This is a genomic window from Maribacter sp. C-4077 (genome assembly GCF_055378385.1).
The window spans coordinates 210,545-223,525 of sequence record NZ_AP038807.1; the positions used below are offsets into that span (position 1 = coordinate 210,545).

Here is a 12,981-nt window from a genome sequence, read left to right on the forward strand (position 1 = left end):
CAGGAATATGACAATAAAACGGCAAAAAAGAAAATAAGTGGTATTTTTAATGAAACTTAAGATTCCCATATGAAAAAAATTGTCCTCTTATTTGTCCTTTCCCTTTTTAGCTTTATAGGGTGCAAAAACCAATCCGAAAAGACAACAGTACAAAAGGAGCTGCCAAAAATCGCTATTGCCGGTATTGGCATTGAATCCAGCACCTTTTCCCCGGCCCAAACGGGAGAAGCCGCCTTTCATGCCAAAATAGGGGATTCCATTTTTGGCAGATATCATTTTTTTGATGCTGAAACCGATATTCGAAAGCGGGCGGAATGGGTTCCTACCCTCTTGGGAAAATCCCTCCCAGGAGGCATTGTGACGCGTGAAGCCTATGAATCCATGGTAGAAAAAACCTTGAAAATGTTAAAGGAAGGCATGCCTTATGACGGTGTTTGGTTCGATATTCATGGCGCCATGAGCGTTGTTGGCATGGAGGATGCCGAGGGTGACTTAATTACACGTATCCGAGAGGTAGTTGGCCCTGAAGTTTTAATTTCAACCTCCATGGATTTACACGGTAACGTTTCGGAAACTTTGGCCAAACAGAGTGACCTTATCACTTGCTATAGAATGGCACCTCATGAAGATGCCCTAGAGTCCAAGGAACGTTCGGTTCGCCTGTTGTTAGAACGATTGGAAAACGGTAAAGGAAAACCCGCCTATAAAGCTTGGATTCCCGTTCCTATTTTGCTGCCTGGTGAAAAAACAAGCACCCGCATTGAACCTGGCAAAAGTCTATATGCTAAAGTTCCTGAGGTCGCCGACCAAGAGGGCGTCATAGATGCCGCTATCTGGATCGGATATGCCTGGGCAGATGAACCACGAAACCATGCGGTGGTTATGGTCACAGGTGATGATAAAGAAAGGGTGACCCAAGGAGCTGAAAAATTGGCAAATGCCTTTTGGGAAGTTCGGAACGAGTTTGAATTTGTAGCCCCTGTGGGTACGCTGGAAGAAAGTTTGGCGTTGGCGCTTAAGAGTGATAAAAAACCTTTCATGATCAGTGACATGGGCGATAATCCCACGGCCGGTGGCGCAGGCGACGTAACATGGACCTTACAACAGATTTTAAATCGGCCAGAGTTTAAATCCGAAAATGCTCCTTCCCTTATATATGCCTCTATTCCTGGGCCACAATTGGTGGAAAAAGCTCTGGAAGTAGGCGTTGGCGGTAAAATAAGTGCAACCGCCGGAGCAGAAGTGGATGACCGATTTGCCCCACCCCTGGAAATCACCGGAACAATCGAATCAATAAAAGAGGGAGACCGGGATGCTGAAGTGGAAGTTGTGGTCAAGGTAGGAAGCGTACATGTGATTGTTACTAAAAAAAGAAAACCCTATCATCATAAAAGTGATTTCACCAATTTGGGCCTAAACCCTATGGAGACCGACATTATCGTAGTAAAGATAGGTTATCTGGTTCCTGAACTATATGATATGCGGGGTGATTGGATTATGGCCTTGACACCTGGTGGCGTGGACCAGGATTTAGAACGATTGGGGTATAAAAATATCAAACGTCCCATGTTTCCATTGGATGCGGATATAGAAACGCCGGATTTAAGTGCAAGATTAATTCCGGCCTCCAACGAATAGCATTTAAACGGTAATGGCCTTGTTAAGATATGTTCGAAAGGGAAGCATTTCCTTATAGACACCGAAAACCTTTTCGTTAAAATTATCTTGAAACAGCAAGGTATTATCAAATTTTGCCATCACGGCAAAGGTCTTGTGTTTGATTAAATCGATATGGGGATGGTCCTCAGAAAAACCTTTGGGAGGCCTTGTGAGTTTTACGTCTTCTATCAAACCTCCAAAGGCATTTTTAAAAGAAGGCTTTTCCAAAATGTCGACCAATTCTTCTCCATTATAGTCGATGGCATCCCTAATGCTAGCCAATCTCTTGGGGTCCGGTCGCCATAACCCTCCGGCGAACATGGATTCCTCCATCCCAATTTCGATATAAAAATCGCCCGTATTGGGCCTTTTATCCAAACCGGCACCAAAATGGTCCTTATAAATGGGTCGGTTTGGATGATATAGTAAATTATTATTGATACGGTTGATTCCCTTTTTACCTGGCGTATCATAATAATCATCATACTGCCGTAGAAGATTATCGTTCAGTTCATCAAGCCATCCAACGAATTCATTCCGAACTTGGTGATACCACTTTCTATTGGCATCCATCCATTCCTTACTGTTATTTTTGTTGAGTTCTTGGAGAAAAGTAATTAAGTTTTTGAAATCCACTTGTTTCGTTGTTGGTTGTTGGTATTTTGGCCTTACGCTGTGCGCTATACGCTGATTGCTATTCTTGAATTTATATCTATTTATTGCTAATTGATAATTGATAATTGTTTACTGCCAACTGCCAACTGCCAACTGCCTAAACAAACTACTCTGCACTCTGAACTCTGAACTAAAAAAACTTGAACTTGACTCTTGAGCTTGTATTTGATTTTAGAATCGGTTATCCCCATCCAACAAATCCCCTAAGGAACCAAGGATACTACCTTCGCCCTTGTCCTTGCCACCTCGCGGGATTGCTGCCAATACCCGACCTGCCAGTCGGCTGAAAGGTAAGGATTGGATGTATACGGTACCCGGACCCCTAAGGGTAGCAAAAAAGAGTCCTTCCCCGCCAAAAATGGTATTTCGTATCCCACCGATAAATTCAATATCATAGTCCACATCCTTCGTAAAGCCAACTATGCAGCCTGTATCGACTTTTAAAACCTCACCGGGACCCAAGGTCTTTTTGGCCAAGGTCCCCCCTGCATGTACGAAGGTCATACCGTCGCCCTCCAATTTTTGCATAATGAAACCTTCACCCCCAAAGAGCCCACGGCCCAATCGTTTTGAGAATTCAATTCCGACAGAGACCCCTTTGGCCGCACATAAAAAGGCATCTTTTTGACAAATGAACCTGCCGCCCAGTTCAGATAAGTCAATGGGCACAATTTTACCTGGATAGGGAGAGGCAAAGCTCACCTTCTTCTTACCTTGACCTATATTTAGGAAGGCGGTCATAAAAAGGCTTTCACCCGTTAGCATGCGCTTACCTGCCGAAAATATTTTACCCAATACGCTATTATCCTGGTTGCTACCGTCCCCAAAAATGGTATTCATCTTAATATCGGTGTCCATCATCATAAAGCTACCGGCCTCGGCCACTACGGCCTCTTGGGGATCCAGCTCTATTTCTACGTATTGCATTTCTTCTCCAAAAATCTCGTAATCTATTTCGTGTGCGTTCATAGTTTGTAATTTTTTTCATTCCCGTGAAGTCGGGAATCTTTGTTTTTTCTTGATAGTTATTGGTTGTTAATTTGAAAAATTTGTTACAGAAGATTCTATATTGAATTCTATCAGAACATTATTAAAATAGTTTTGTGGAAATTTTTCAACTAACGACATGGATTATAAAGCAAGAAGCTTTAATTCTATTGCTTCAACTTTACCGTCCACTCAAAATTAAAAGTACTCACCACTACCCCATCGGTATTCACACCAACCGATTTCATCCAGACCGTTTGTCCTTCTCCCGTAGCGATCGTTTTCTCCAAAGCTTCTTTGATGAGTATCCCATCCTCACATGTAAATGTGATTTTTCCAGTGGCCTTTTTGGAGAAATTGGCGTTGTTGTTGGCCACTAGCATGGAAATTTTTTTGCCCGTAGCATTAATCTGATCGATCATCATGGCCCCTGTGGAGAGTTCTGCGGCCATACCCTGCACTGCCCAAAACATGGAATTAAAGGGATTTTGATTGAACCATCTATGCGTAACCGTCACTACGGCCTTCTGCTGGTCCAAATATTTTAAACGTACGCCACACCACCAGGCAGAAGGTAACTTAAAAAAGGTGAACGTATTGAATTTACGGATGTTTACGGCCATTGTTGTTCTGTTTATTTTCTAAAAATATCGATAAAAATCAATATCCTAAAATGTTAATAAAAAGTTAATTTTAAGTACTATGTGTTGCATAGTACCATCTTTTAAATATATATTTGCATTGTAAGTTATTATGCAATCAATATATTCTTATAAAACCTAGTAACATAAAATAGCATCAAATTAAAGAACGAACCATGACCGAATCACTATCAAAACACGAAAGAAACCTCTCCGCATTGATACATGCGAGTACGTTTTCCAAATTCTTTATCCCTTTTGGGAATTTTATTGTGCCATTGATATTATGGACAGCCAACAAAAAGGAATATGACTTTGTGGACCATAATGGAAAACAGGCCTTGAATTTTCAGATTAGCCTCCTACTCTATTCCATTGTTTTGGGAATTATTAGTATTCCCTTTTTCATAGGCTTTTTTCCAAACATCTTCGATTTCGATTTTTTTGGTTTCGGGCATTTGAACAAATGGAACAATCTTAACTTTCACTTGGATAGTGACGATTTTAGGTTTGGTACTTGGTTAGTACCTGTTGGAATTACAGGACTATTACAGGGCGCATTATTCGTAGTGAATATTGTCTATACCATATTGGCAACCATCAGAACCAATGAGGGACAAACTTTTCAGTATCCCATAACTATTAAATTCATAAAATAATGAACCTTTTGAAAATAATCATATATAGCATCGTTGCTTTTTTTACAAGCATGGCATTTGGGCAGGTTTCAAAGGATTCTGAACTGTACAGAACCATTCTGGAATTGGACAACACCTACTTCACCGCTTATAATACATGTGATATGGAAACACAGACGGCCATTTTCGACGAAGACTTGGAATTCTATCATGATAAAGGCGGTTTGGCAACGGACAAAAAAGCAATTTTAAAAAGTATTGAAAACAATATTTGTGGGAAGATAACCAGAACCCTGGTCGAGGATAGTGTAGAGGTCCATGCCATAAACGATTTTGGGGCAGTTCAGATAGGAATGCACACTTTTTTTAATAAAGAAGAACCGGACGCAGAATCAAAACCATCGAAGTTTATAGCCATTTGGAAAAATACGGACGACCATTGGCTAATGCACAGAGTAATAAGTTTACATTAAAATAATCAGGGTACTCATCACACCCATAGGAGTTTATAAATCAATCAAAAATGAATCAAAAATCAATCAAGGATGTTTATTCATCTCCCGATAGCTATCGGGAAAAAAACGAACCGTTAACCCATGCAGACCACAACAACGCGGACAGAGCAATCTCCACTTGGAAAGTGGCCGCATAAAAAAGAAAAAGACAATATGAATGTAGAAAATACAAAAGCGCAGATGCGTAAGGGAGTCTTGGAGTACTGCATCCTGTCCATTTTAAACGGACAAGACAAGTACGCCTCGGAAATCCTGGATACGCTAAAAGATGCCAAAATGCTGGTGGTGGAAGGTACCATTTACCCGCTATTGACAAGGTTAAAAAATGCCGGGCTACTAAACTATCGTTGGGAAGAATCCACATCCGGACCACCAAGAAAATACTATACCCTAACGGAGACCGGTAAACTTTTCCTAAAGGAACTGGACACCACCTGGGATGAATTGAGAAAAGCCACCAATTTGGTAACCAACACAAAAAACAGCTAACAATGAACAAGACAGTAAATATAAATCTAGCGAATACGCTCTTCCATATAGATGAGGATGCGTACAACAAAATGCGTAGGTATTTGGAGAGTGTAAAACGCTCCTTTGCCAATACGCCGGGAAGCGATGAAATTTTGGCCGATATAGAGGCCAGGATCGCAGAACTTTTCTACGAAAAATTGGAGAACGAAAGACAGGTAATCACCCAAAAGCAGGTGGACGAGGTAATCGCCATTATGGGTCAGCCCGAAGATTATGTGGTGGACGAGGACATTTTTGAGGACGAACCAAAGTCCAAAACTACGGGTCCGGCCCCACGTGTAAAAAAGCTGTACCGTGATACCGAACAAAAATATGTAGCTGGGGTATCCTCGGGTCTGGCCCATTACTTGGGAATAGATCCGTTATGGATACGAATCCTTTGGGTCTTTTTGACCATAGGTTCCGGCGGAGGCTTTATCCTACTCTATGGACTTCTATGGATATTGATACCAGAAGCGACCACCACGGCCCAAAAACTGGATATGCGTGGTGAAGCCGTGAACATAAGCAATATTGAGCGTAAAGTAAAGGAGGGTTTTGAGGACGTTGCGGATCGTGTAAAAAGTGTTGACTACGAAAAAGTGGGCAATACCGTCAAAAAAGGAGGCAAAACATTCTTTGATACCCTTGGGGACATTATTATGTTCCTATTCAAGATTTTTGGAAAATTCATAGGAATCTTGTTGATCATCATAGGGGCTTCTACCTTGATAGGGCTGTTCGTAGGATTGATTTCCTTGGGGGTAATGGACATGGTGAACGTACCGGGCATCGACTTCTACAATGTGGTCAACTCCAGCAATATGCCCATCTGGTTGGTATCCCTATTGGCCTTTTTCGCCATTGGAATCCCGTTCTTTTTCCTGCTATATTTAGGGTTGAAGATTTTGGTCAAAAACCTGAAATCCATCGGGAACATTGCCAAATTCAGTCTCTTGGGTCTTTGGTTGATCTCCATCATCGTATTGATAATCTTTGGTGTTAGGGAAGCGGCATCGCATGCCTATTCCGGTAGCGATACCTCAGAACGGGAAATCTATTTTGAAAATACCCTGGACACCTTGGACATACGCCTGGCCACGTTCGACTATGACCGGGACCGTAAAATGCATATGGGAAATATGATTATCACCCACGATGACAATGGAGAGCGGATTTTGGTATCCGAAAACGTTCGGTTCAGGATTCGTAAATCTACCGATACCATTTTTAGGATCGAGGTGCGGCGGGAAGCCAACGGCCCCTCATTTGCAAAGGCCAAGGAAACTGCGGAAGCCATCGATTATGATTACAGCGTGTCCGGCAATAGCCTAGTTTTGGACAACTACCTGCAAATACCGGGAGACAGTAAGTTCAATGACCAAGAAGTACGGGTAAATCTTTTTGTTCCCGTGGGAACCGTTCTTACCTATAATCGCGGGGAAGGTCGCAGTTGGGTCATGCGTGCCGATACCGATCGAGATACGAACGACTTGGACGGCTATACATGGCAAATGGAAAACGATAACGAACTAAGTTGCCTTGATTGCCCCGCCGATATGGAATTTGACGAAGACTCCAACAACAGGGTGCGTATCAATGAAGATGGCATCGATATCAACATCAATGATACCGATGGGGAATCGTTTAAAATGAAAATCGATGAAAACGGGGTTCGTATCAATGCGAAGGACAACGACGAAGAAAAAGTGGATATCAACATCGATGCAAACGAAAGCAAGATAGAGATACAGGCGCAGGACGGTGATACTACGATGCGAAAGACCATTTCCAAGAATTAATTTCAAAGATTACAGTTCAGAAAGAGAAAACGACAGATCGGTAACAATCATTTACTAAAAAGAATACAAAACATCAATTTTACATCAATCAAAAAAGCAACAACCTAAAAAACAACAATCATGACAACACTAGTTAGAGTAACCATCGCATTCGTACTTGCATTATTTCTTAGCTCCTGTGGCTTCGACATAAACTTTGGGGACTTTGGGTCTGGCAAGGCTGGGAACGGCGTAGTAGTGGAAGAATCCAGGGAAGTAACGGAGGATTTCAATGAGGTCCATGCTTCGGAAGGTATACAGGTCTATGTTACCCAGGCATCGGACTTTAGCATTTCAGTAGAAGGTGACGAAAATATCATCGACCTCATCGGAACGGATATTCGCAACGGAAAATTAAAAATCCACGCTATTGAGAACATTGGAAGGGCTACCAAAAAAGTATTTGTTTCCCTACCGGAGATCACTTCCTTGGAAAGCTCCAGCGGGGCCCAGCTAACGTCCCAAAACCTAATTAATGGAGACCATATCAATGTGGATTCCAGTAGCGGTTCCATTTTGAATATAGAGGTGAACGCCAATCACATGGACATAGATGCAAGCAGTGGCGCCAATATTGAAATTACAGGAAACGCCAAGGAAGTTTATGTAGACGGCAGCAGCGGTGCGAATATTAAGGCGAAGGACCTCGTTTCTGAAGAATGCCGTGCCGAAGCCAGCAGCGGTTCCAACATCAGCGTGAACGTGTCCGACCTTCTTACGGCGGATGCCAGTAGTGGTGGCAATATATCCTATAAAGGCGACCCAACGGTGAAAAAAAACAAATCGGTTTCCGGAAGTGTACATAAGTATTAGAAAATATCTTTAATCAATCAATCAACCAACGGACCCACTGAAAAATCAGTGGGTTTTTCTTTGTATTTCTCCCAATTTGGTCTTGGAAACCTGATTGGTCTTTTGCATCTTCGTGTAAAGATTTGACCCATGCAGATACAGCTTCAAAAACACATCCTTGCCCTGAGGCACACCTTCAGCATTTCTAGGGAATCCCATGATTTTCAGGATACCTTGATTGTGTCTCTTAGCTTAAACGGACATACAGGGTTTGGGGAGGCCACGAGCAATCCGTACTATAAAATTACCATAGAGAGCATGATGGCGGAAATAAAGGCCGTTCGAAAAGAGGTGGCGGAGTATGATTTCCAAAATCCAGAGGCCTTCCATGGATTCCTGAGGGCAAGGGGCCTTTCAAATTTTGCACTTTGTGCCATGGATTTGGCAGCCCATGACCTTTATGGAAAATTAAAGGGCAAGCCTTTATACGAACTTTGGGGGACACAATACGACCGTTACCCGATTACCAATTACACCATTGGTATAGCGCCCGTGGAGGAGATGGTGGCCAAAATGAAGGAAATGCCCTGGCCCATCTATAAAATCAAGTTGGGAACACAGGACGATGTCGCCATCGTACGGGAGCTACGAAAACATACCGATGCCGTTTTTAGGATAGACGCCAATTGTGCTTGGACGGCCAAGGAAACCATAGCAAATGCCCTGGTGCTGAAGGAACTTGGCGTGGAATTTCTGGAACAGCCCTTAAAGGCCAATGATTGGGAGGGTATGGAAAAAGTAGCACATCATAGTGTCCTACCCGTTATTGCCGATGAAAGTTGCATTGTGGAAACCGATGTGGAAAAATGTGCCTTACATTTTAATGGAATCAACATTAAGCTCACTAAGTGTGGAGGTCTCACTCCTGCCCTGCGCATGATTAAAAAGGGTAAAGAATTGGGACTAAAAGTCATGGTAGGATGTATGACGGAATCTTCCGTTGGTATTTCGGCCATTGCACAGTTATTACCACAATTGGATTACGTGGATATGGACGGAGCAATGCTTTTAAAGGAAGATATTGCCAAGGGCGTGGAGATACAGGAGAACGGAAAGGTCATTTTTCCGGAATTGGCCGGTAGCGGTATAACCCTATTATAAGCCTCATGGCCTTGTACATCGATTCATTTCCAGGAAGACAGATTACGGTAGCGGATGAAAAATACCTGTACTTTGGCGGGACCTCCTATTTGGGGCTCCAAGACTACGAACCCTTTCAGGAGCTATTTATCAAAAATATCCGGAAATACGGTACCAATTATAGTGCTTCCAGAAAATCCAACGTACGGTTTTCCGTATTTGAGTTAGCAGAGGACTATTTGGCCGATTTGGTGGGCAGTGAAGCCTGTATAACACAATCATCCGGTTATTTGGCGGGACAGTTTTTATCGGATTATATCCACAAGAAATCCTACAAGCCCTTTTTTGCCCCCAACACACATTCCGCCCTTTTCAGGAACAAGGTCAAGAACTATGTAACCTATGCCAGCTTGAACATAGCGCTGCGAAATTACCTGAATGAACCCAACGCCAAAACACCGGTACTTTTCATGGACGCCATTGATTTTTCAGGTGGTGGTTTTCCCAATTTTGAAAGTTTGAAAATACTTCCCTTAAAAGATATAGTCATCGTGGCGGACGATTCCCATGGCATTGGTATTATTGGAAATAACGGGAGCGGTGTCTATCGTTCTTTGGAGGCCTTGAACCCTAAAAAACTATTTGTATGTTGCTCCTTGGGAAAGGGGTTTGGGATACAAGCGGGCGCTATTTTTGGAAACAAGGAAGACTTGCTACAAATGGAAAACAGTTCGTTTTATGGCGGGGCAAGTCCGGCAAGTCCTGCCGCAGTGGCCACCTTTTTGGAAGCAACGCCCATCTATTATGAAAGACGAACAATACTGCAGGAAAATCTAGCCCGATTTTTGGAGAAGTTGGAATCGCTGAAGCATTTTAGGTACATGGATGGACACCCAACATTTACCTTTCTAAATCCGAAGTTGGTGGAATTCCTTGAAATGCAAAAGATGGTGGTTACCAACTTCAATTATCCCGATGATGCTTCAGACAATATGAGCCGTATTGTGCTTTCTGCCTCGCACCGCTCTTCAGATATCGAGTTGCTTGTAAATACCTTAAATTCATTTAAACAGTAGAATCCAGATAAAACGTTAATGAATATTTTGTAATTATTATATATAAATTTTGTTAAATTATTAATATTATTTGTATCTTTTATGGTATTAATAATCATTAAATAATTTGGCCATGAAAAAATTAATTGGGTCGGTTTTTTTGATGTTTATATTGGTTACCCTTACCAGTATTGCCTCCACAAAACTGCAAACACCAAATTCCCTGGAAGGGACTTGGGAGCTAATCAACCGATATAATTATGATGAACAAGGTGTTTCGGACACCTTACAAAACGTAAATGGATATCGGCAAGTAAAAATCTACAGTAAAGGCAAAGTAATGTGGACTCGCTACTCACCTGACGATCCAGTAGAATGGTTTGGATATGGGTCCTATACCAATACTGAAGACGAGTTGGAAGAGCGTTTGGAGTTTGCCTCCGCAGAAATGATGAAGGTTCAGGACACCGTGAAAGTCTTTAAGTTTGAACTGGTGTTGGACGAAAACAATTACAGCCAGATTACCTTGGACGATAACGGCAATAGAATTTATGCCGAAAATTATAAACGAATCGATTAGAAAAGCGGCATTTTTATGGAACAAAAAAGCGCCATTCATGGCGCTTTTCTATTTAGTTTAAATGATTCTCAAATATTATAGTTATCCGCAATGGACTCCGCTACGGAACCAATAGTGGCCAGGTAACGTTCCGCATCCAGGGCCGCCATACATCCCGTACCCGCCGCGGTAACGGCCTGTCTATACTCCTTGTCCTGGGCGTCTCCGGAGGCAAAAACCCCGGGAACATTGGTTTTGGTTGATTTGCCCTTTGTAATGATATAGCCCGTTTCGTCCATATCCAATTGACCCTTGAAAATATCCGTGTTGGGCTTGTGCCCAATGGCAATGAACAGACCGGTGATGGCAATCTCCTCCTTTTCCCCGGTTTGGTTGTTCACCATTCTAAGTCCTTCCACCACTTGGTCTCCCAGTACCTCGTCCACTTCCGTATTGTATTTTATTTCGATGTTCTTAAGGCTCTGCACCCTGTGCTGCATGGCCTTTGAAGCCCTCATGTAGTCCTTACGCACCAACATGGTCACTTTGTTACAGATATTTGCCAAATATGAGGCTTCTTCTGCAGCGGTATCCCCTGCACCCACAATAGCGACGTCCTGTCCCTTATAGAAAAATCCGTCACAAACGGCACAGGCGGAAACTCCTCCGCCGCGTAATCTCTGTTCACTTGGAATGTTTAAATATTTGGCCGAAGCCCCGGTGGAGATTATTACGGTCTCCGCCTCGATCATCTTATCATTGTCCACTGTAATTTTGTGGATATCGCCCTCTTTTTTTCCGAATTCCGCCTTGGTAACCATCCCCATACGTACATCGGTTCCAAAACGCTCCGCCTGTTGCTGTAACTGCACCATCATGGAAGGTCCGTCTATTCCTTCTGGATATCCGGGGAAGTTGTCCACCTCCGTGGTCGTGGTAAGCTGTCCGCCAGGCTCCATACCTGTATACAAAACCGGCTTTAGGTCGGCCCTTGCCGCATAGATGGCGGCCGTGTATCCCGCAGGACCGGAACCTATAATCAATGTTTTAACTCGCTCTATTGCATCCGACATAATAATACGCTTTCATTTAGTTCTACAAAAGTAGGTTTTTGGACAAAAACCTTACGTGTAAGTTATCAAAAGTTTTCACAGGCTACAATTGTTCCCAAGGATGAAAACACGGATTGAACGAAACCTTAAAATAAAAAAATGAACCTAGTTGAAAAAACCCCGTATGTAAGGTAGAAACCTATTTGAAGCTATTATGAAAACACTGCATTGTGCCGTAGTGGAGGATTCGAAAACCCATCTCAAGATATTGGAAAAAAATATTGATTTGAATCCCCACCTTGAACTAATAAAATCCTTTAGGAACGGTAAAGAGGCAAGGGATTTTTTGAAAATTAACCCGATAAACCTACTGTTTCTTGACATAGAACTACCGGATATCAACGGATTTGAAGTTTTGGGACATCTTAATTATGAATTATCCACCATTGTAACCTCTGCAAATCCGAAGCATGCCATTAGGGCCTTTGATTTTGATGTAGACGATTATTTATTAAAACCTTTTTCCAAAGGCCGATTCAACAAAGCCATTGATAAGGTCCTTCTAAATAGGAACCTCCTAAACGAAAATAAGACCGAAGAAAACTGTATTCTGGTGCGCAGTAACCTAAAGGAGGTTCAGCTTTTTCCCAAAAAAATACTTTGGGTGGAAGCCTTGGGAGACTATGTAAAGATTGTCACCCAGGAAAGGAAATTGATCGTGCTCTCGTCCATGAAGGCCTTTATGGAAAAACTGCCCCATGACAAATTCTTACGAATACATAAATCCTATATCGTCAATATAGAAAAAATAGAAATGTATAATCATGCCCATGTTCAGGTAAGGGACAAAAGACTACCCATAAGCAGAAACAATAACCTCGCCTTGGACAAATTGCTCAATTATTGGAACTGACCGT

At 42.4% G+C, this 12,981-nt stretch carries 15 protein-coding genes; 11 read left to right on the forward strand and 4 right to left on the reverse strand.

The genetic code is table 11. From position 1 onward, the window contains the following. The first annotated feature begins 69 nt into the window (after positions 1 to 69). Entirely contained in the window at positions 70 to 1,638 is a 1,569-nt protein-coding gene (locus ACZ41C_RS00960) for a M81 family metallopeptidase (protein WP_464563665.1), read from the forward strand. 3 nt (positions 1,639 to 1,641) lie between these two features. Here the strand turns inward: ACZ41C_RS00960 and ACZ41C_RS00965 are convergent, their stop codons facing one another. The 3 genes from ACZ41C_RS00965 to ACZ41C_RS00975 all read right to left on the reverse strand — a co-directional run bounded on the left by ACZ41C_RS00965 (position 1,642) and on the right by ACZ41C_RS00975 (position 3,944). Then, on the reverse strand, positions 1,642 to 2,295 hold the full coding sequence (locus ACZ41C_RS00965) for a DUF2461 domain-containing protein (protein ID WP_464563667.1): 654 nt from the start codon (positions 2,293 to 2,295) through the stop codon (positions 1,642 to 1,644). Between the two features lie 210 nt (positions 2,296 to 2,505). Beyond that, complete coding sequence (locus ACZ41C_RS00970; RefSeq protein WP_138258511.1) at positions 2,506 to 3,303, reverse strand: TIGR00266 family protein; 798 nt, start codon at positions 3,301 to 3,303, stop codon at positions 2,506 to 2,508. Between the two features lie 185 nt (positions 3,304 to 3,488). After that, positions 3,489 to 3,944: a DUF4442 domain-containing protein gene (locus ACZ41C_RS00975; protein ID WP_138258512.1), complete on the reverse strand. Its 456-nt coding sequence runs from the start codon at positions 3,942 to 3,944 to the stop codon at positions 3,489 to 3,491. Positions 3,945 to 4,138: 194 nt separating this feature from the next. Between ACZ41C_RS00975 and ACZ41C_RS00980 the strand changes: the two genes are divergently transcribed. From ACZ41C_RS00980 to ACZ41C_RS01020, 9 genes are all read left to right on the forward strand, one after another. Next, entirely contained in the window at positions 4,139 to 4,621 is a 483-nt protein-coding gene (locus ACZ41C_RS00980) for a DUF4870 domain-containing protein (RefSeq protein WP_138258513.1), read from the forward strand. Then, positions 4,621 to 5,073: a nuclear transport factor 2 family protein gene (locus ACZ41C_RS00985; protein ID WP_464563670.1), complete on the forward strand. Its 453-nt coding sequence runs from the start codon at positions 4,621 to 4,623 to the stop codon at positions 5,071 to 5,073. The genes ACZ41C_RS00980 and ACZ41C_RS00985 overlap by 1 nt, the downstream gene beginning before the upstream one ends. 50 nt (positions 5,074 to 5,123) lie before the next feature. Next, positions 5,124 to 5,252: a hypothetical protein gene (locus tag ACZ41C_RS00990; protein WP_272637413.1), complete on the forward strand. Its 129-nt coding sequence runs from the start codon at positions 5,124 to 5,126 to the stop codon at positions 5,250 to 5,252. A 16-nt stretch (positions 5,253 to 5,268) separates the two neighbouring features. Continuing rightward, complete coding sequence (locus tag ACZ41C_RS00995; protein WP_099545205.1) at positions 5,269 to 5,604, forward strand: PadR family transcriptional regulator; 336 nt, start codon at positions 5,269 to 5,271, stop codon at positions 5,602 to 5,604. Positions 5,605 to 5,606: 2 nt separating this feature from the next. After that, positions 5,607 to 7,427 carry a PspC domain-containing protein gene (locus tag ACZ41C_RS01000; protein ID WP_464563673.1) on the forward strand — a complete coding sequence of 607 codons (1,821 nt, stop codon included), beginning with the start codon at positions 5,607 to 5,609 and terminating at the stop codon, positions 7,425 to 7,427. A gap of 120 nt (positions 7,428 to 7,547) precedes the next feature. Continuing rightward, entirely contained in the window at positions 7,548 to 8,279 is a 732-nt protein-coding gene (locus ACZ41C_RS01005) for a head GIN domain-containing protein (protein ID WP_138258516.1), read from the forward strand. A gap of 129 nt (positions 8,280 to 8,408) precedes the next feature. Continuing rightward, positions 8,409 to 9,419 (forward strand): dipeptide epimerase, encoded by a 1,011-nt coding sequence (locus ACZ41C_RS01010; protein WP_464563676.1) that lies wholly within the window; start codon positions 8,409 to 8,411, stop codon positions 9,417 to 9,419. A gap of 5 nt (positions 9,420 to 9,424) precedes the next feature. After that, entirely contained in the window at positions 9,425 to 10,474 is a 1,050-nt protein-coding gene (locus tag ACZ41C_RS01015) for a pyridoxal phosphate-dependent aminotransferase family protein (protein ID WP_464563678.1), read from the forward strand. A gap of 112 nt (positions 10,475 to 10,586) precedes the next feature. Next, on the forward strand, positions 10,587 to 11,033 hold the full coding sequence (locus ACZ41C_RS01020) for a hypothetical protein (RefSeq protein WP_138258519.1): 447 nt from the start codon (positions 10,587 to 10,589) through the stop codon (positions 11,031 to 11,033). Positions 11,034 to 11,101: 68 nt separating this feature from the next. Here the strand turns inward: ACZ41C_RS01020 and trxB are convergent, their stop codons facing one another. Then, the gene (gene trxB / locus ACZ41C_RS01025) at positions 11,102 to 12,085 is read right to left on the reverse strand and encodes a thioredoxin-disulfide reductase (RefSeq protein WP_464563680.1); all 984 of its coding nucleotides are present in this window, start codon (positions 12,083 to 12,085) and stop codon (positions 11,102 to 11,104) included. A gap of 193 nt (positions 12,086 to 12,278) precedes the next feature. Here trxB and ACZ41C_RS01030 point away from each other — a divergent pair, with 193 nt between their 5' ends. Then, on the forward strand, positions 12,279 to 12,977 hold the full coding sequence (locus ACZ41C_RS01030; protein WP_464563682.1) for a LytR/AlgR family response regulator transcription factor: 699 nt from the start codon (positions 12,279 to 12,281) through the stop codon (positions 12,975 to 12,977). Positions 12,978 to 12,981: the final 4 nt, after the last annotated feature.